We start from the raw sequence: 19,144 nt of genomic DNA, 5'->3' as shown, positions 1-19,144 counted from the left end.
AACCGTCCCCGTGGACCTTTGTGGAACTTGGAACATACCATGTGATTTGCTAAAATGATTTAATAAATAAACAGTTTGATTTATTTCTGGTATAGTAAAGGAAAAGATTGTTTAATAATGCAACAGAAGGTGATGTTAAGTGAAGGTTTTGGCGATTGCCCCCTATGAGGGGTTAAAAGAATTAATCATAGATTTAGGACGTAATCAAGATTTTGAAATGCATGTAGAGGTTGGAGATTTAGAAAAAGGAGTTGAGCTCGCCAGTCGTGCAGCAGATCAGGGGTTTGATATTATTATTAGCCGTGGGGGAACGGCAGAACTCATCCAAAAGAAAGTATCCATTCCTGTTATTGAAATTGAAGTTTCCGGATATGATATGCTCCGAGTGTTAACCCTTGTAAGAGACTATCCTGGTAAGGCCGCGATTGTCGGTTTTCCACCAATATCGGAAGGAGCATCAACCGTTAGTCAACTACTTGAAATGGATATTTCCCACTATGTTATTTCAAAGGAGGAGGAAGTAAAACCAACTTTAAAGCAGTTGCTTGAAGAGGGATATGAAGTCATTATTGGTGATGTAATTACCGTGAAGGAAGCAGAAAACCTTGGATTGAATGGAATATTAATTACTTCGGGAAAAGAAAGCATCCTAAAGGCATTTCAAAATGCTAAAAAAATGCACAATTATTTTTCCATACTTAGAAGAAAATTATCGATTGCGCAACAAATTCTTCAAGAAGAAGAAGACGGCTTTGTGGTGTTTGACACAACATTCAATCATGTCTACTCCAATACATATTTCATTGAACAATTAAATAAAACCTTTAAGGCTTCAATCAAAATCGAAGAGGCAGTAACAGAAGTGATTTCAAAAGGGGAATATACAACTTTAATTGAAAACAACAACGTCTTTTGGAAGGTAAAGGGGACCAAATTACAAGGATTTGAAAGATCACTAGTTTTGTTTCGATTACAAAGAGTGGAATCCAATCAAAAAAGGCTTTCCGATGGTATAAACATTATTTCTTCACTGATGAATTCCAGTCCGATCAAATCTTCTTTTATAAAAAGTAACCAGATGAAAATGGTGATACAATCAGCCGATAAATATAGTGAAAAAGAAGAATCGATCTGGATCAGCGGCGAAAAAGGAACAGGGAAGGAAAAATTAGCTCATTATATCCATTATCACAGTTCCAAACGTTCCTTTCCCCTAATGACCATTAATTGTTCTCTTTTAACGGAAGAACAGTGGGAATTGTTGTTGAGTGAAGAAGAAGGCCTGCTTGCCTCTAATGATCATGGAACGATTTTTCTCAAAAATATCGATTCCATTGCTTTAGCCAATCAGAAGGAATTGATGTCCTATCTCATAAAGAATAATCCAAAGTCCCGCATGATTGCCTCATCAAGTGAAAATATTTTGACCATGATTGAAAGCGGTGCCTTTATATATGATTTGTATTATCTGCTGGCCCAATTCACCTTAAGTATTCCTGCGTTATCAAAGCGAAAAGAAGATATTGATCATATCGCTCGTATTTTTATTAATGAATTCAATACAAAATACGGGAAACAAATTGCCGGGATTCGGAATGAAGCCATTGGGGAGTTAGAGAATTATAGCTGGCCGGGAAACATAACCCAATTGAAACAAGTGATAAATGAAACGGTGCTGTTAGCAAATGGACCTTTTATTGAAAAAGAAGATATCAATTATAATTTAAAAAACAAGGTAAAGGAAACGGAAATGGCTCAGCTGGATCTAACAGGTACTCTAGAGGAAATCGAACATAGAATCATCAGGCAGGTTTGGCTGGAAGAAGGGATGAATCAAACCAAAACGGCTGAAAGGCTGGGGATTAACCGAACCACTTTATGGAGAAAATTAAAGGAACTGTAGATAAAAAACACCAAAACTGTTTTAAAATTAAACAGTTTTGGTGTTTTTATAATTTTACCAAATTAAATAGTTGTAAAAATAAACATAGTATTCTATAATTCTAAATGTAAGCGATATTATAACTGTTAAAAAAAATAAACTGTTTAAAAAATAAACAATTAAATAAGAAGGTGTAAGGATATGGAACTAAAAGGAATCATTCCAGCTATGTTGACTCCATTAACGATGGAACAAAAAGTCAACGAATTGGTTACAAGACAATTAACAAACCATCTGCTTGATTCAGGTGTACATGGACTCTTCATTCTTGGAACAAACGGGGAATTTCAATCATTGAGTACCGAGGAAAAATTAAAAGTTGCTAAGATTGTCATCGAGGAAGCAAAAGGAAGAGTACCTGTAATCGTTGGTACGGGTGGTATAAGCACAGAGGAAACGATTGATTTATCACAAAAAATGGAGCAGCTGGGCGCGGATGCTTTATCCTTGATTACTCCGTTCTTTATATCACCATCACAGGAGGAAATGGCCGTTCATTTCGAAAAGGTCGCTGAAAGTACTTCCCTGCCGATTCTTCTATACAATATCCCGGCTAGAACAGGGGTAAATCTTGAGCCCGAAACCGTTGCACGACTAGCTAAAGTGCCAAATATTGTGGGAATCAAAGATAGCAGCGGCAACTTTGCCAACATCGAGAATTACATCCATGCAACAAAGGATGAAGATTTTTCCGTTTTTGCCGGTACAGATTCTTTGATTCTCCAAACCTTACAGGCAGGTGGAAAAGGAGCAGTTGCTGCGACAGCCAATATGGTTCCGGATGTGGTGGTTGCAATTTACAACAACTGGTTAGAGGGAAATATAGAAGCGGCGGAGGAAAATCAGGAAAAATTACAGCCTCTTCGTGACACCTTTAAATACGGTACCTTGCCTTCTGTATTAAAGAAAGCGGTAGAACTTTATAGTGTTCCAGTAGGACCGCCAAAAATGCCTGTATCTGAAGTTTCAGGAGATACGCTAGTAAAGGTCGCTGAAATGGTGGAATGGTATAAACAACAAAACGTATCGATGGTTAAATAACGATAGGTAAACGACAACATAACGGAATTAGAAAGGTGGATGGAAATGCAAACGATTTATCAATTTCAAACCGCACAGAATATTGTAGCAGGACCAAACTCGCTCCAGTTGCTTGGAGAAAAATTGAATTTACTAGGAGTGGAACTGACATCCGCATTGATCATTACACAGCCGACGATGGTGGATTTGGGCTTTGTCGAACAAATCGTTAGTCAATTGGCAGCAAAAGGAATTTCGGCTGATACGAATACGAACATACTGCCAGAACCAACATTAGAGAACATTGAACAAGTATTTGAAGAAACGTCAAATAAGAATTACGATGTATTGATTGGTATTGGCGGGGGAAGTGTTCTTGATACGACAAAAATTCTCTCCGTGTTAAAAACAAACGATGCTTCAGTTGAGCAACTTTTGGGAACTGACCTTGTGGCGAAAGCAGGGGTCCCAACGATTTTGATTCCAACCACTTCCGGAACCGGTGCAGAGGTTACTCCAAATGCGATTGTCACCCTGCCGGACCAAGAATTAAAGGTTGGTATTGTCAGTAAGTATTTACTTCCAACCCTTGTGATTCTTGATCCAGTTCTCACATTAAAATTACCTAAGCCTATCACGGCTGCAACAGGGATGGATGCTTTCACTCATTCTTTAGAATCCTTTATTTCAACAAAGGCAAATCCAATCAGTGATATGTTTGCGTTAGAGTCGATCCGGTTAATCTCTTCAAGCATTGTGGAAGCGTATCAAAATGGAGAATCGATCGAGGCAAGAGAAAAAATGTTGGTAGGGTCTATGTATGGTGGGATGGCATTAACAAGTGCAGGAACCGCAGCCGTACATGCTCTGGCTTATCCTTTAGGAGGAAAATATAAAATTCCTCATGGTGTGGCAAATTCTATGCTCCTTCCACATGTCATGAAATACAATATGGATGCGATAACGGACCGATTGGCTTTAGTTGCTGAACCTATGGGAATCAGCGTTCAAGGTCTTTCCAATAGCCAATTGGCAGAAAAAGTGGTGGAAAAAATCATTGAGTGGACCAATGTATTGGAAATCCCTCAAGATCTTAAAAACTATGGTGTTAAAGAAGAAGAAGTGCCGGAAATTTCTGTGTCAGCCTCCCAAGTCACCCGTTTATTAAATAATAATCCGAAAATATTAAGTTTAGCAGATATAGAAGCGATTTATCGCCAGCTGCTATAATTCCAGATTATGAGAATATCAGTCATTTCGGATGATTTAACGGGGGCAAGTGATTGTGGAGGGCAGCTAGTCCGTTTTGGTTTAAAGGTGTCAGTTGTTGTTCAGGAACATTCTGAAAAAATGAATGACTATGACGCAGTTATTTACAATACAGACAGTCGCTCCGTTTCCGGGTTTGAGGCTTACGAAAGAGTGAAAAAGGTATGTGACACGATAAAATCAGGACCAGTTGACTTGGTTTATAAAAAGATTGATTCGACCATGAGAGGAAATATTGGGGAGGAAATCAACGCTATCTATGATTCTTTTTCCCCGGATTTCGTGATTATTGCCCCTGCCTTTCCGGTGAATGGACGGAAAGTCATCAATGGGGTTCATTATCTGAATTCCGTTAAATTGGAGAATACCGAGGTGGCAAAAGATCCCAAGACACCTGTCAGGGATTCAGAGATTAAAAGATTAATAGAGAATCAATCGAAGCGGAAGGTTGAGCATATTACATTCCAAGAGATTCATCAAGGATATGACACGATCATGGACAAACTGGTTACCTGTAAGAACAATCAGATCTCTTACATTACGGTTGATTCTGCTCAAGAGTCCGATTTGGAAAAGTTAGTAGAGTTGATTCACCAGACCGATTTCTCCGTCGTTTGGGTCGGTTCTGCCGGTTTAATGAATTATTTACCGGAGATTTACGGGATGAAACAAGTCCAAAGAACGTTTCCTCTGTCTATTCATTGTGAACCTGTTCTCTTGGTAGTTGGCAGTGTTAGTGCAACAGGGAGGTCCCAGTTGCAGCATCTTTTGAACTATTCGGATACGGTTGGACTGGAAATGGATTCGGCAAAAGTTTTGCAGGACGAAGATGTAAAGGCGATGGAATTAACGCGAATCCTGTCTGGAGCTAAAGAGTCCTTTTTGCAAGGGAAAAATGTAGTGTTATACTCTTCGAATAATGTGAATGAAACCCGTAAAATTGGAGAGCAACTGGGGTATGATGCGGTAAAAATCAGTAATATCATTTCAATGGTATTAGGTGAATTTGCGGCAGAAATGATCCGTGTTCATGATTTAAAGTATTTATTTTTAACTGGAGGAGATACCGCTCAGCAAGTTTTCCTTCAATTACATGCGAATGAATTTATTTTAATAGACGAAGTAGAATCTGGTATCCCGCTTGGTCGGGTATCCACTGACAAAGAGTTATTTATTGTCACTAAGGCTGGGAACTTTGGCTCAAAGGAAGTCATGTTGAAAGCCGTTTATAAACTTCTTGGGAGGGAATATGATGAAGCCAATTATAGGGATTACCATGGGGGACGCCGCAGGAGTGGGTCCTGAAATCATCGTGAAAGCCTTGGGCCATCCAGCTGTTTACGAAATATGCAGACCAGTTGTGATCGGTGATGCGAAAATGATCGAAAGAGCCATTCGTATCACTCAATCACCATTAACCGTTACAGCGGTTGCATCTGTAACTGAAAGCAAATTTGAATATGGTAGAATTGATTGTATCGATCTGGATTTACTACCTGCTGACCTTCCTTTTGGAGAATTATCACCACAAGCGGGAGATGCTGCCTTTCAATATTTGAAGACGGCTGTTGAACTGGCGAAGAATAGGGAGATTCAATCGATCTGTACCGCACCATTAAATAAAGAAGCCCTTCACAAGGGAGGACATCTATATCCAGGACATACCGAAATCCTTGCCGAATTAACGGAAACGGTGGATTATTCGATGATGTTATCTTCACCCAAATTAAAGGTCATCCATTTGACCACACATGTGGGCCTGATTAAAGCGGTTCAGTCTATTACGCCAGAACGGACGTATAAAGTGGTGAAGCTTGCCCACGAAACCTTAACACGTGCGGGCTATACAAATCCAAGAATCGCGGTTTGTGGAATTAATCCACATGCGGGTGAAAATGGCTTGTTTGGAGAAGGAGAAGAAGAAGAAAAACTAGTTCCAGGAATTGAGCAAGCAATGGCTGAAGGAATAAATGTAAGCGGTCCACACCCTGCAGACACTGTGTTTTTCCGAGCGGTTCGTGGTGATTTTGATCTGGTCGTTGCCTGTTATCATGATCAAGGCCATGTGCCAATAAAGGTATTAGGTTTGGAAGAGGGTGTGAATATCACGGTTGGTTTAAATGGTGGTGTGATTCGTACCTCTGTAGACCATGGTACGGCATTTGATATTGCCGGGAAAAATATAGCGGATGAAAGAAGTATGCTTGCAGCCATCCAATCTGCTGCTGATTTGTCTCCAAAAGAAGTGTTCAAATAAGAATTACGATATCCATTAGGTAAAAAGAGTTTTAAGGGGGCTTAAAGGAAAATTTTCTCGTGTCAATGTGGATTGATCATTCGGACATTTCGCACGTAGGAATCATTTTAAGTTCCCTGAGAACACACAGACCATGGGTATCGGACCTAAAATCTTAATCAAAGCTTTTCAAAAGAAAAGTTTATACGAAAATGTAACCCCTTACTAATTGTAGAGAGCTATTTAGAGAATTTCTCCGAGAGGTTAATATAGTAATTTAGATAGAATTTAGATAGAAAGATAAGGTGATTACGGTGATTAGTATGAGTAATAATAAATTAGTCGTTAACCAGTCCATTCCAAACGGTAAATTATATCATGATGAGTATACAAATATTGATTTTTCTTTAATTCCATCTGGTCCTTTTCCAACCGCACATGCACCAACCATTACTAAATTAGACGATGGAGATTTATTATGTGCATGGTTTGCAGGGTCATTTGAAGGTAGCCCCGATATTTCTATTGTATTATCAAAATTTAATCATGAATCAGGGGAGTGGAATGAACCGAAAATTATCTCACAGGATGATACACGTAGTGAGCAAAACCCATCATTTTTCCACGCACCTGATAAATCAGTATGGTTAATTTATACTTCTCAGGAAGGTCGCCGACCAGATAAAGATAATATGCAGTATACGTCCATTATTAAATATCAGAAAACATACGACAACGGTGACAATTGGACGGAACCAGAAGTATTATTTAGCCAGCCTGGTACATTTGTTCGACAAACCATTCAAGTATTAAGTAATGGTAGATGGATATTTAGCACGTGGGTATGTGAAGATTCAGAATTAGGTCTTACAAACGATCCTACTGTATTTCAAGTATCAGATGATGAAGGAAAAACATGGAAAGAAGTACGCATGCCTGACAGTAATGGACGAGTACATGCCAATGTGATCGAATTAGAAGATGGTCATTTAGTGGCATTTATGAGAAGTAGATTTGCGGATTATATTTATAGAAGTGAGTCAACGGATTATGGAGATTCTTGGACAGTGCCTGAGCCAACCATCTTACCAAATAATAATGCAAGTATAAGTGCAATCAAACTGGATAACGGTGCAATTGCTATTGCATATAATGCAAGCTCTGCTAATAATCCTGAAAAAGGTAAAGTAGCATGGCCTGGATTAAGAAATCCGGTAGTCGTTTCAGTGTCTGAAGATGGCGGAAATACTTGGCCAATCGGTCGAATTATTGAACACGCAGAAGGTTTCATTGGAGCAGAGAATAAAACGAATAATTCACAATTTGAATATCCTACTATTTATCAAGATGCACAAGGACGTTTGCATTTAGTATACGCATATAAGAATAGAATCTGTGTGAAATATAATAGTTTTTCAGTTGAAGATATATATGGTGAAAAACGCGAAAATGAAGGGGTTTACAATCCTACATCTGGAGAAATAAGTTAGAGATTAAGTGATCACATAATGATAGTCTCATTTAGTGTATGGGGTCAGTTCATAAAGATAATGGTCATCTGGTTGCTTGTAAGCGTAACCGTGAGGATGATCGTATTCACCGAAGGAAATCCTTTGACTAGGACGAGACTTGGTGGCTGACTCCATTGCCAAACTATAACTCTAGCATCCGTGTGCTGCGTCTACAGAGAGTTTGTAGTGCGATCGCTTACAATCCTACTTACATACCAGATCCACATCCAGGCAATGATGCGTGGGGAAGAATAGAGAGTAGGAATGATAACTCAACAGCTGCTCAGGCTCTTTAAGAGACCTTGACAGTCTAAAATATGAAAGCAATGAGTCATCCCTTAAGAGAGAGGAGAAACATAAAATGACAATCGAAATGATTCTTGCCCTTGGTATCTTGATCCTGATGATTGGATTGATCATGTCAGACAAAATGGCATTCGGCGCACCACCAATCCTTGCCTGCCTTATGCTAGTCGTCGTCGGTCTGTCCACTGTTCAGGAGGCTTTCGCAGGCTTCGTGAACCCAAGCGTTATCATGATCGCTGGCTTTATGGTTGTTATGGCAGGACTAATGAAGACTAGATTGATTGGAAAGGTTCAGTCCTCTATGCTCGCTTTGGTAAATAAGGGCGGTTATAAGAGTTATGCTCTTTTGCTCGTGGTAGTTATGCTTGGTGCCAGTTTAGTAGGTTCTGGATCCACTGGTTACTATGTACTGATTCTATCTTTAATATCTACTATCCCTTACAATAAAAAAATGCCTACGTCCAAACTGATGATGCCTTTGGGGTTTGCTACTAACCACCCTTTGATTCCTTTCAATGTAGCACTCTTCTATGGTGTTACTGTTAGCGTACTGGAAACGGCAGGTTATACCGGCGGACTTTCAATGTCAAAATTTGCTGTAGTGAATTTCATCCTGGCTCTTGGTTTCTTGGTATGGAGTTTGGTTGCTTATCGTCTTCTACCGGATCATCCAATTACGGAAGCTTCTGAATATGATGAGGTGGCGGCTACAGCTGAAATTGAGGTTTTGCCTGCGTGGAAAGAATACTCTACCATCGCTGTATTTATTATCAGTGTAGTAGGTATGATGCTTATGAGCGTGATAGGCAATGCTGCATATGTAATCCCAGGCCTTGCTGGTGCATTCTTACTAATCATCAATGTACTTGACTTCAAGGAAGTTCGAGATAATATGGGTGCACCTGTAATCCTTATGATGGCTGGTGTGATCGGCGTTGCTGACGCTCTAGCTAATTCTGGATTCACAGTGATGATCGGAGACGTTGTGGCGAATTCATTAGGTAATAATGTAAGCCCATTCATTCTTATCTTCATCTTCGCACTTCTAACTAGTACCTGTGCTACTTTTACTGGTTCTAATATGGGTTCTGTATTCATCTTTGCGCCAATCGCTATTGCAACCAGCATGAGTTTGGGACTTAATCCTGTTGCTGCCGCAACTGCAGTTGTAATATCTGGATGGAACGGCGGGTACATGCCAGTCGATGGTATGCCTGCAATGATTTTAGGCATGGGTAAATATAAGCTTCCGCAGTTCTGGTTGTTCTCAGTACCTATGTATCTATTCCGTATTCTTGCGCTATGTATAGGTGCTATGCTTATGTTCCCTGTAAGCTAATAAAGTGATAGAAGGAAACAGTTCGCTTAGCTAGTCAGTCCGGTTTCCCAGCGTGTATCCATGACTGCAGGGGAGTAGTGTAGTTTATGAAAGCGAATTCAGAGAAAAATCCTATCGATCCCGAACGGATTGGAGTGTTGGGGAACTCTGCTGGTGGACACAATGGGAGTGGTGGCGTTTGCCGCAGGAGTTCCCCTCATCGTTACAATCGTATTAAATGCGATGACTTTGATTGTATATCGCAATAGATCAGCGGTGTAGGATAACGATTCCCAGTATAAGGGGTAAAACGATTATGTGTACAAAAAAGGATTGATAGAGCATGTGTTATCCTGCTCATCAATCCTTTTTATATGTTACGGGGGATCTAATATCAAAAAGTCTACGATTCTTGATTCTCTTCATCACATCTGTATTCCAAAATATCTCCAGGCTGACAATCCAAAGCCCTACAAATCGCTTCTAACGTGGATAATCGAATCGCCTTAGCCTTTCCATTTTTCAAGATAGAAAGGTTAGCCATCGTGATTCCAACTCTCTCCGAAAGTTCGGTTACGCTCATTTTCCGTTTCGCCAACATCACATCAATATTGATTATAATCGCCATTGTTTTCACCTCAGACCGTTAAGTCATTTTCTGATTTGATATCAATTGCTTCTTGTAAAAGTCGTTGCAGAACCGCAGCAAAGACGGCGATAACCAGTGAAGCAAAAACAGGAACCATTCCGACGATAACGAGACCTGGGGCATCGTCTAGTTCGGCAACGAAAAAGACAAATGGCAGAACGACCACATACAACCCACTGAAGGTCATGGCACAGAATTTGATCTTCTGAAGAGCCTTCACAGACAACTCAGAGAAAGCTTCGTTCTTGTCAATATAGTTCAAAAGCTTAAACGCCTGATACAATGCACCGAAAAACGGTAGGGCAGATACATACATACCTATCACAATGGGATACAGGATGTGGTCATAACTTGGATTGAAGGGATGCTGTGGTAACCAAGTTAACCCAAAGATACCTAATGCTAGAACTGGAATTGAAATAAGAACAAGTGCCATTCGTAAAAATAGTGTTGACCCTCGCTTCATAAAAAACACCTCGCTAATTTATTTATATATTGATTCTAATGTATTATTTATCGTTTTACAATAAGTAATTATTGTTTGTTTAAAAAATAATTTTTATCTCTTTGCATTAAAAGCATTTTAACACCAAAGAATACGCATCCAATGAGCCATGTGAAAAGTCAAAAACATTCAAAGGGCGTATCAATGAGAGCAGCGTTAATACATTAATTAATGATTTAAACCTAAGCATTATTTGATACCGATTAATTATATAAGCTAATACAAACATATTTATTAAGCTCGATATTTTTCCATAAGAATAGAACTCTAAAGGTAGAAAAATGAATTGAATAAAAATTTTTAAGAAGTAAAAGGAAAATGAAACCAATTTGTAGAAGCATCGAATGGTTACTATTCTTCCTGTATCTAATCCTCTATTTAAAAGTTAAGAGTTGATACTCTGTCTTTACTAACCTCAAAGAATTTAGCATCATAAAAACATCAAGTATAGAACCTTACAACATATAAATATCTTAGTTACTACAAACTTTATAATGTTTCTTTAGGAGGGGATAGAATGATAATTTGTAGAGGGCTAGATAAAATTGATCAAATTAATTCGTTAGAAGAATGGAAGGAAAAATGTCCACCAGAAAAACCTAAAATACAATGGGTAGAAGGTAGAAGTGCTCATTCACTGGCTTCATATTGGCTAGGAGGTAAAGGGGAAGTGCCTAATGAACTTGATACGTTATTAAACTCTCACCCCGACTTAGGAGGGACACGATTAATTTATGGTTCGCCTGAATATGAATCAAGGTTTGATAGTTATGGCAAAGGGAGACAACACGATTTCCTGTCAATTGGAAGTTGTAATAATGAAAAAATCCTTTTATCTGTAGAAGCTAAAGTTGATGAAAGCTTTGGCAATGAGACCATTGAGAGTTATTACATAAAAGCAAAGATAAAACAGTTGAATGGTGAGAACACAAAAGTTACAAATCGAATTGAAGAATTATTGTTAGGAGTATTTAAAAAGCCATTATCAAACTCAATTTCTACCCTTAGATATCAACTAATACATGCTATTGCTGGAACACTTGCTGAATCAAAAAAACAAGAAGCAACTAAGGCTATATTCATCATACAAGCTTTTACAACAGATAAAGCATGTGTGGAAAAAGTAATAGAAAATAATAAGGAATTAGATAAATTGATTAAAGCTTTATCAGGAGGGAGGAATTCTGAAATAGCAAACGGAGAATTATTGGGTCCATTTAATGTTCCTGGTAACTCATATATCCCCTCTGAAATACCTTTGTATATAGGAAAAATAGTAACAAAAATTTAATTCTAACCACTAGTGGATATAAAAGTAAAAGGATAGACATGAATTAATCTAGAGGTGAGATTGTGGTTACTCAATATCAGGAGGTTCTTGAAGCATTTAAACATTTAGGAGGAGTTCAAAGTAAAAAAGAAATAGATGAATGGATATATAAAAAACTATCAAATAAAATACAAAGACACAGGGACAGTAATGACAGACATGGTACCTGTTACACATGGAGGCAGCAATAATAGCTCGACAGTACCAACAAGGTTCCGTATGTTACTAAGAATATCAAGGGGATGTTACTGTATCATTCCCGAAAAGAATAATAGCTTCTAATAATAAGAGAAAAAGCGTTCTTCCACCAAAGTGAGAAACGCTTTTTTCATGTTATCAGTAGGGACACCGATTAAACACATAAAGATTACTAAACTGCGACCCATTCTTCCGGACAGTTTCATATACAGTTATAATGCCAAATTTAATCGCCTTTTGAAGCATCCGTTTAAAGGATGATCGTGAAATCATACCAAGTTCTCCCCGTTCCTCATAGATACTCTTAAGTATGGTACCTATTTTTGCATTACAAACACCTGGCACCTTTTCAGCGAAAAGTATCAGTCGTTGCAATCCAATCTGCTCATTTCTTGTAAAATAATTCTTATACTCTACCATCCATAAGGTCACATGCTCACGAAACTCTTCCACATGATTAAACTGCGAATAACCCACATAAGCCTCGATCGTACTAGCCTTGATTGACACATGCTTTCACCACCTTTTAATTACTATATATAAGGAAGAAGCGCAATTGGACAGGCTACATGACAATAATTTGAACATTCCTATATTCTGTAAGAAGTTGCAACTTTTGTTGTATAATGGGGAAAAAGTAAGAAATTAGTCCCGTAAGAAACTTTATGTTGTTGGAATAGGAGAAACCAATGCCCGTATACAATAAATTAGTCCGTGATCAGATACCTGAGATTATCGCTTTGACTCGAAAGCAATTTTCTACAAGGATATTAGAAAATCAAGAATACATAAGTGAACTGAAAAAGAAGAGTAGAGAAGAACTAGAGGAATACATGAACACTGACAGTAATAAGGAGGCTATTGAGGAATTGGCAGATTTGTTAGAGGTTATTAAATCCTTAGCAAAGGTTCATGGTTCTTCGATTGAGGAAGTGGAAAAAGTAAGAAATGAAAAGTTTAAGGAACGTGGTGGATTTGATAAAAAAATTCTTCTTATAGAAGTGGAAGATTAATTACGTACGGAGTGATTACATTTGTTAGATAACATCATAATTGAGTTAGTAAAAAGGGTAAAAACGATTCATACATTAACCTCAAAGAAAGAGAACGTAATTACAAAGGTCGATGAAAAAGGGATCTATGTAGAAACAGAATCCTCTAAATCAAAGTATCAAAGTGGTAACAAAACAGAACCTGATGAATTCATCCCGTTTCGCTTTCTAATTGATGGATGGTATGAATTTATCGATATTCGGAATGCTGAAGCTAATGATTTTAAAAAGGTAAGAGGACGGACTTCCTTCCTAATGTCATTATTTTCACATTTACCGTTTGTGGAAGTATCAAAGGGAAGAAGTATTTCTATTCATTTACGAGAATTCCAGACTGACGAGCTACCAAATGTGTCTTATAAAAGTGTAAAAGAATTCTTAGATGAAATTATTTCTGGTACCTATAATCCAACACAGCTAAATGAGCAGTTCGAAGGGAATCTATACAGAATCAAATCAAGAAGCAGACAGGATGCCCGTTTGCTGGGTTTTATCAATGAGTTTAATGAGTCTAATCACTTTCAACTAAGAGAGTATGTGGAGTCGGAACACGAGGATCAATACATAAAGAGAATTCTATTGAATCTGGGATATTTCCGTGTGGTGTTGATTTGCTTGGACCTTCTTCGTCATTACAGCAAGTCAGACAAGAAGGCAGCCATCGAGGAACTAGGAATGCTAGTCGTCCGAAATTCACGTGGGGATAACCTAATGGTAGAGTCTGTGGCAAAGGAAAGAACGAACTTACTTCTTCAATGGTTGGAGAACACAAGATTAATCGATAACGAATGGTCTCCAACTGAACCCTTCTTTGATACCCTAAGCGTAAAGGAGCAGAAAATGGCTAGTGATATAAGAAGCAATGTACTAAGAGTAATGAACACCTACTTAGAGGCAAAAAGAGAATCCTTTGGAGGGAACCTGCTAGGGGCTTTTGTTCGTAATGATATCCCATTAGGTTTTTATCAACTGGATTTTATTGATTCCTCAGAGTACGTCGTGACGGGATCCGTCGGTCAAGGGAACTGGGCGTCTGTTCCTTGGATTGCAATCATGAATCGAAAGATTACTGTTTCTACCCAACGAGGGTACTACATCGTATATCTGTTTAGCGAGGATATGCAGAGCGTTTATCTAACTCTTGCACAGGGAGTAACGGAGACATCAAAGGATGAAATGCTAAAAATTAAAGACGACATTCGTCAATCCATATCAAGCTCAAGTAAGGCGAAAAGAGATGACTTAATTAATCTTGGGACAAGTCAAAAAGCAAAGCAATATGCTCTTTCTACTGCAGCTTATATCAGATATAAAATTGACGAGATGCCAAGTGAAAGTGTCCTCGTAGCAGACCTTCATGAAATGGTGAACATTTACGAGAACTATATTGCTAGTAAAAATGGACTTACATACGAGACTCCTTCGGAAACACATAACGAGGTACACGAGGATGAAACAGTTACACTTAATGATAAAGATTTAATTGAGCATATCTACTCTTATATTCGAAGCAAAGGCTTCTACTATAAAAAAGAAGAAGTAATCAATCTATTCCTATCCTTAAAAACAAAACCATTTGTCATTCTCTCCGGAATTTCAGGAACTGGAAAGACCAAGATGGTTCAATGGTTTGCGGAAAGTGTAGGAGCGTCAGAAGAAAATGGACAATTTGCTTTGATACCGATTCGTCCGGATTGGAATGATGGATCGGACCTACTAGGCTATGTAGACATCAAAGGAGAGTTTAAAGAAGGTCCACTAACAAAAGTAATTAAAAGAGCTGAGAATCATCCTGATTTACCATACTTTGTTCTATTAGATGAAATGAACCTAGCACGTGTAGAGTACTATTTCAGTGATATCCTTAGTGTCATGGAAAGCCGTAAATGGAAGGACGGAGATATTGTGTCTTCAAATTTACTTTCCGAGGAAATAGCAGGATTCGACTTAAAACTACCGAATAACCTTTATATCATTGGAACAGTCAACATGGACGAAACGACCCATCCATTCAGTAAGAAGGTTTTAGATAGAGCCAATACCATTGAGTTTAATCGTATTGAGCTAGGTAACCTGACATTTTTACACGAGCAAGAGCATGTGGATCTAATCGTAAGTGATCAAGAATCATTTGCTTCGACTTACCTGCATCTAAAAGACGTATTTGTAAAAAATAAAAGTATCGTAGAGCAGGTAACAATGGAGTTAGAACGAATCAATGGCGCTCTTCAGCTAACCAATGCACATGTTGGGTATCGTGTACGTGATGAAATTTGCTTCTACATGGCATACAACCAAGAGGCAAGGCTGATGGAATTCTCCGAGGCACTAGACCATTGTATCTTACAAAAGATATTACCTAGAATTGCTGGAAGTGATATGAGGGTAGATCAACTCCTTAAAAAGCTTTATGTCCAATTTACGAACAAGCAGTATGATGAAGATATTGAATTGGCTGAACAGGAATTACAAAGTGCCAAATACCCGAAAAGTGCTGCAAAGGTTGTGGAAATGTTAGGGAGGTTAAGATACGATGGCTTCACTTCCTTCTGGATCTCGTGAGGATGTTGAATTAGTTAAGGTGGAAACAGATGACTTAACCTTAGTGTTAAAAGGAAAACCGTATCATGAGCGGTATGAAGGGCTAAAGCAATATCGAAGCATGGATTACCACGATGTCATGGAATTCAATGTCGAAGGAGTAAATATCCAGGAGATTAAAGTATATGACATTAACGAACAACAGATGGTCAATCCAGTAAATCTACGGCCGATCTTTTTCGAAAATGGAGTGTACCAGCTAGTAGTATGGTCGAAAACAGGCCAGGAACTAAGCTTCTACCATGAGCATCCCTTATTACGGCAAGCTGTATCAGAAATGGAATTTGGATCTCAGTCCGTGCTTATGGGGAACCTACAATTCCAGAATGAAGTGGGATTTACAACCTTTCAGATTCTACAGGATCAGAAAAAGCTATTAGAAGTAACACTAGAGATTTTTCCATCAAAGCTTGATTATAAAAATGACTATAAGAAGCTATTAGAAGAAGTAAATGATGAGATTTATAATCTGGCCTATCATTTCATTCGAAAGACTTATTTAGGAGCTTCAGTTAAACTGGAGGGAAAACCATCAAGGGCGGAGTTTTACCGATTAATTTCTGAACATTTCCGTCAGTTTACACAAGCCATTGCTCGTATTGAACATCAACCCCATCACACTTTACAAAAAACCTATGAAAAGGCTAGAGGGGATCAACTAAAGAAAATTGATAGTACGAGTAGGGCATACCTGCGAAAGAGATCCAACTTGTTTGTTGAAGTTGAAAAAGGAATCATGATTAATAGTAAAAACTTGATGCCTCATGAGGGATTAAAAAGTAAGAAAGAGTTAACTTATGACACACTGGAAAACCGGTACGTCAAGTGGATGATGGAGAGATTGGTACATAAACTCGTTGATCTTTTAGAGACTGTCCAAAATTTGAACAACCATATGGTAGAACCCGATCCTGATTTAATAGAGAAAATCACAAAAATGATTACTCAACTGCAAACCAAAATGAAAAATCATTTCTGGTCAAGAATCGGAAAGATGGAGCGATCTGTCATGAGTCTCGTGTTACAAATGGCGCCAGGATATAGAGATGCCTTTCAAATTTTCTTAACGGTGTCAAAGGGACTAGCCCTTCAAGGAAAGCTATACCAGATGTCAGTGAAAGACGTAGCTACTCTTTATGAGTATTGGACTTTCCTCAAGCTTGGACAGATCCTGGGACGAAAATATACTCTCGTAAGTCAGGACATTATCCAGGTGAACAGAGAAGGGTTATTCGTGAATCTGGAAGCAAATCGAATGGCCAAGCGTGTATTTAAGCATCAACTTACTAATGAAGAAATCGTTTTAACCTATCAAAAGTATGAGGGGAAACTGCCTACCATTCCACAAAAGCCTGACACGATGTTGAGTATCGAGAAAAAGGGAAAAGACTATACATTTAATTACATCTTTGATGCCAAGTACCGTATCGACTATGCACAAGAGGGTACCTACTATAAAAATCGGTACAAAACCCCTGGTCCTATGGAAGACGATATTAACACGATGCATCGTTATCGAGATTCGATAGTTGCTGAGAATAATGGTCCGTATGAAAGAACGGCATTTGGAGCGTATGTTCTATTTCCATGGTTTGATGAACAGACCTATCAAAATCATCATTTTTATCAAAGTATTAATAAGGTTAACATTGGTGGTCTTCCTTTTTTGCCAAACGCTACATATTTAGTAGAGCAATTTGTAGAATGGTTAATAAATAAAAGTTCTGAGGAAATTCAAAAGGAAGGGATTTTGCCAAGAGGTACACTAGAGGATTGGAAATCCAGTCTAGATGAAATGGTTTTAGTTGGTCTTGTTTCAAATGGTGAGGAGTATCTCAGTTTTATTAAAGAAGGATACTATTATATCCCGGTTAGCAAATTGAAAAAGGGCTGGCAGGTAGCGAAATACGTGGCTTTATATGTTAAGAGCGGAATTGAGCAGCAGGAAAATGGAATCAAATACTTTGGGAAAATAAAAGAAGTTACAACAGTTAAATTTGAGGGCGTGGAATGTATAAGTTTTCATGTTTCAAATTGGGTTACTTTAAAAAATATGATTAAACCAGTTGGTTATGGGATTTCTAGTTATATGTTAACTACCTTACATAGTTTAAACGAATCGACTGAGTTACCGGAATTATTTATGAAGTCTAGTGAGGAAATGATTATTTGGCGAATGTTGAGAAGGGTGTCTGACAAAATAGTTCTGAATTTAGATAATGATAATGTGGATCATGCAAAGCAGGTAACTAACTTTAAAATAAATAATATAAAGGTACGTTTTAATAGGATAGAACAGAGTATTAATTTTACCAGCAATCATAAAGGGTTTGAAGTTGCTACACATGAATTAATTCAGAATCCTAGCGGAGTTTTTAAATTGCTAAGTACTTTATATTAAAGCATGTTTGTTTAAAACTAATTGAAGTTTCCAATCAAAATCTTATTCCATCTAGATTGTCGTTTCGATCCTGACCACCGGGATAAAAAGTAAATTAAAGCAAAGTAACAAAAATCTTTTTATTTGATAATGTAACTCTGGTTTTCTAAAAAAATTGAATTTTAGCTGGTTTTTATTTATATCCCTAAGATAATTAATAAAATAGCTTCGCAATACACCTTCATTACTAATATAACCTTGGATATTAAAATGATATAAACATTTTCACAATAATTTCACAAGGACTCATCTTTAAAATGTCTAATTTATATTAAGACATAGGAGGCTGGGTCATGAAACATAAAACATTATTGTATGTAAACAGACTAGGGATCAAAGCGGTTGAAAGTATGGAGGTAGATGTAAATAAAATTATTAACACTATGAAGTTGAACAAGGAGAAAAATGAAAAACGAACGTTATGAACGATAAAACGTGATTTTTAAGGAAAGACAATTCAAAAAGTAGGAGATTGTTGGTTAATAAGTTAGTTTACTAACTCTAATTATTCTAAAAAAGTTAGAGAGCTATGAATGCAATTCTTGCTTCTAAAAAAGTGGTTATAGCTTTGTAGTATAAATTTGGTGTCCAGTACTGGGCACTTTTTTTGTTTTTGAATAAGAAATGGGAGGATTAAACCGTTCTTTTGGTACTTAGCAAGTCTATTAGCTACCTAGAAATTGTATCGCCATAAAATAGACAAAAGTTTTCTAAAAACCACCTAACCTTTCTCTCCATTAGTTTATATATCATCTATGAAAGCAATT

16 protein-coding genes are annotated in these 19,144 nt (G+C 37.8%); 13 read left to right on the top strand and 3 right to left on the bottom strand.

Going from position 1 to position 19,144, the window contains the following annotated elements; all coding sequences use genetic code 11:
* Positions 1 to 139 precede the first annotated feature (139 nt).
* From ACRX5O_RS06285 to ACRX5O_RS06250, 8 genes are all read left to right on the top strand, one after another.
* Positions 140 to 1,903, top strand: a complete 1,764-nt coding sequence (locus ACRX5O_RS06285; RefSeq protein ID WP_433905150.1) for a sigma-54-dependent Fis family transcriptional regulator — start codon at positions 140 to 142, stop codon at positions 1,901 to 1,903.
* Between the two features lie 180 nt (positions 1,904 to 2,083).
* Positions 2,084 to 2,983: a 4-hydroxy-tetrahydrodipicolinate synthase gene (dapA, locus tag ACRX5O_RS06280; protein ID WP_433905149.1), complete on the top strand. Its 900-nt coding sequence runs from the start codon at positions 2,084 to 2,086 to the stop codon at positions 2,981 to 2,983.
* A gap of 45 nt (positions 2,984 to 3,028) precedes the next feature.
* Positions 3,029 to 4,192: an iron-containing alcohol dehydrogenase gene (locus tag ACRX5O_RS06275; RefSeq protein ID WP_433905148.1), complete on the top strand. Its 1,164-nt coding sequence runs from the start codon at positions 3,029 to 3,031 to the stop codon at positions 4,190 to 4,192.
* 9 nt (positions 4,193 to 4,201) lie between these two features.
* A complete protein-coding gene (locus ACRX5O_RS06270) occupies positions 4,202 to 5,536 on the top strand; it encodes a four-carbon acid sugar kinase family protein (protein ID WP_433905147.1) in 1,335 nt (444 codons plus the stop codon).
* Positions 5,484 to 6,488 (top strand): 4-hydroxythreonine-4-phosphate dehydrogenase PdxA, encoded by a 1,005-nt coding sequence (gene pdxA / locus ACRX5O_RS06265; RefSeq protein WP_433905146.1) that lies wholly within the window; start codon positions 5,484 to 5,486, stop codon positions 6,486 to 6,488. Before ACRX5O_RS06270 ends, pdxA begins: the two co-directional genes overlap by 53 nt.
* A gap of 302 nt (positions 6,489 to 6,790) precedes the next feature.
* Complete coding sequence (locus tag ACRX5O_RS06260; RefSeq protein ID WP_433905145.1) at positions 6,791 to 7,957, top strand: sialidase family protein; 1,167 nt, start codon at positions 6,791 to 6,793, stop codon at positions 7,955 to 7,957.
* A gap of 155 nt (positions 7,958 to 8,112) precedes the next feature.
* Positions 8,113 to 8,274 carry a hypothetical protein gene (locus tag ACRX5O_RS06255; RefSeq protein ID WP_433905144.1) on the top strand — a complete coding sequence of 54 codons (162 nt, stop codon included), beginning with the start codon at positions 8,113 to 8,115 and terminating at the stop codon, positions 8,272 to 8,274.
* A 65-nt stretch (positions 8,275 to 8,339) separates the two neighbouring features.
* Positions 8,340 to 9,623: an SLC13 family permease gene (locus tag ACRX5O_RS06250; protein WP_433905143.1), complete on the top strand. Its 1,284-nt coding sequence runs from the start codon at positions 8,340 to 8,342 to the stop codon at positions 9,621 to 9,623.
* Positions 9,624 to 10,005: 382 nt separating this feature from the next.
* Here ACRX5O_RS06250 and ACRX5O_RS06245 read toward each other — a convergent pair whose 3' ends face one another.
* Both ACRX5O_RS06245 and ACRX5O_RS06240 read right to left on the bottom strand, forming a co-directional pair.
* On the bottom strand, positions 10,006 to 10,230 hold the full coding sequence (locus ACRX5O_RS06245) for a helix-turn-helix domain-containing protein (protein WP_433905142.1): 225 nt from the start codon (positions 10,228 to 10,230) through the stop codon (positions 10,006 to 10,008).
* Between the two features lie 10 nt (positions 10,231 to 10,240).
* On the bottom strand, positions 10,241 to 10,717 hold the full coding sequence (locus ACRX5O_RS06240) for a DUF2975 domain-containing protein (protein ID WP_433905141.1): 477 nt from the start codon (positions 10,715 to 10,717) through the stop codon (positions 10,241 to 10,243).
* Positions 10,718 to 11,273: 556 nt separating this feature from the next.
* Between ACRX5O_RS06240 and ACRX5O_RS06235 the strand changes: the two genes are divergently transcribed.
* Positions 11,274 to 12,047, top strand: coding sequence for a DUF6946 family protein (locus ACRX5O_RS06235; protein WP_433905140.1), 774 nt, complete (start codon positions 11,274 to 11,276; stop codon positions 12,045 to 12,047).
* A gap of 375 nt (positions 12,048 to 12,422) precedes the next feature.
* Here ACRX5O_RS06235 and ACRX5O_RS06230 read toward each other — a convergent pair whose 3' ends face one another.
* Positions 12,423 to 12,794, bottom strand: coding sequence for a hypothetical protein (locus ACRX5O_RS06230; protein ID WP_433905139.1), 372 nt, complete (start codon positions 12,792 to 12,794; stop codon positions 12,423 to 12,425).
* Positions 12,795 to 12,973: 179 nt separating this feature from the next.
* On the opposite strand from ACRX5O_RS06230, the gene ACRX5O_RS06225 reads away from it, so the two are divergent.
* From ACRX5O_RS06225 to ACRX5O_RS06210, 4 genes are all read left to right on the top strand, one after another.
* The gene (locus ACRX5O_RS06225) at positions 12,974 to 13,297 is read left to right on the top strand and encodes a nucleoside triphosphate pyrophosphohydrolase (RefSeq protein WP_433905138.1); all 324 of its coding nucleotides are present in this window, start codon (positions 12,974 to 12,976) and stop codon (positions 13,295 to 13,297) included.
* Between the two features lie 21 nt (positions 13,298 to 13,318).
* Positions 13,319 to 15,898, top strand: coding sequence for an MrcB family domain-containing protein (locus ACRX5O_RS06220; protein WP_433905137.1), 2,580 nt, complete (start codon positions 13,319 to 13,321; stop codon positions 15,896 to 15,898).
* Positions 15,870 to 18,338: a DUF2357 domain-containing protein gene (locus tag ACRX5O_RS06215; RefSeq protein ID WP_433905136.1), complete on the top strand. Its 2,469-nt coding sequence runs from the start codon at positions 15,870 to 15,872 to the stop codon at positions 18,336 to 18,338. Before ACRX5O_RS06220 ends, ACRX5O_RS06215 begins: the two co-directional genes overlap by 29 nt.
* 332 nt (positions 18,339 to 18,670) lie before the next feature.
* Complete coding sequence (locus tag ACRX5O_RS06210; RefSeq protein WP_433905135.1) at positions 18,671 to 18,802, top strand: hypothetical protein; 132 nt, start codon at positions 18,671 to 18,673, stop codon at positions 18,800 to 18,802.
* Positions 18,803 to 19,144: the final 342 nt, after the last annotated feature.

The organism is Robertmurraya mesotrionivorans (genome assembly GCF_050971805.1).
Lineage (GTDB): Bacteria > Bacillota > Bacilli > Bacillales > Cytobacillaceae > Robertmurraya_A.
Note: the sequence above shows the minus strand (reverse complement) of the source record. Positions and strands in the feature narration are given on the sequence as shown.

Excerpts from the sequence above, each read along its gene's own strand:
- dapA (WP_433905149.1), top strand. The coding sequence starts at position 2,084 with ATGGAACTAAAAGGAATCATTCCAGCTATGTTGACTCCATTAACGATG.
- ACRX5O_RS06275 (WP_433905148.1), top strand. The coding sequence starts at position 3,029 with ATGCAAACGATTTATCAATTTCAAACCGCACAGAATATTGTAGCAGGA.
- ACRX5O_RS06270 (WP_433905147.1), top strand. The coding sequence starts at position 4,202 with ATGAGAATATCAGTCATTTCGGATGATTTAACGGGGGCAAGTGATTGT.
- pdxA (WP_433905146.1), top strand. The coding sequence starts at position 5,484 with ATGAAGCCAATTATAGGGATTACCATGGGGGACGCCGCAGGAGTGGGT.
- ACRX5O_RS06260 (WP_433905145.1), top strand. The coding sequence starts at position 6,791 with ATGAGTAATAATAAATTAGTCGTTAACCAGTCCATTCCAAACGGTAAA.
- ACRX5O_RS06250 (WP_433905143.1), top strand. The coding sequence starts at position 8,340 with ATGACAATCGAAATGATTCTTGCCCTTGGTATCTTGATCCTGATGATT.
- ACRX5O_RS06245 (WP_433905142.1), bottom strand. The coding sequence starts at position 10,230 with ATGGCGATTATAATCAATATTGATGTGATGTTGGCGAAACGGAAAATG.
- ACRX5O_RS06240 (WP_433905141.1), bottom strand. The coding sequence starts at position 10,717 with ATGAAGCGAGGGTCAACACTATTTTTACGAATGGCACTTGTTCTTATT.
- ACRX5O_RS06235 (WP_433905140.1), top strand. The coding sequence starts at position 11,274 with ATGATAATTTGTAGAGGGCTAGATAAAATTGATCAAATTAATTCGTTA.
- ACRX5O_RS06225 (WP_433905138.1), top strand. The coding sequence starts at position 12,974 with ATGCCCGTATACAATAAATTAGTCCGTGATCAGATACCTGAGATTATC.
- ACRX5O_RS06215 (WP_433905136.1), top strand. The coding sequence starts at position 15,870 with ATGGCTTCACTTCCTTCTGGATCTCGTGAGGATGTTGAATTAGTTAAG.
- ACRX5O_RS06210 (WP_433905135.1), top strand. The coding sequence starts at position 18,671 with ATGAAACATAAAACATTATTGTATGTAAACAGACTAGGGATCAAAGCG.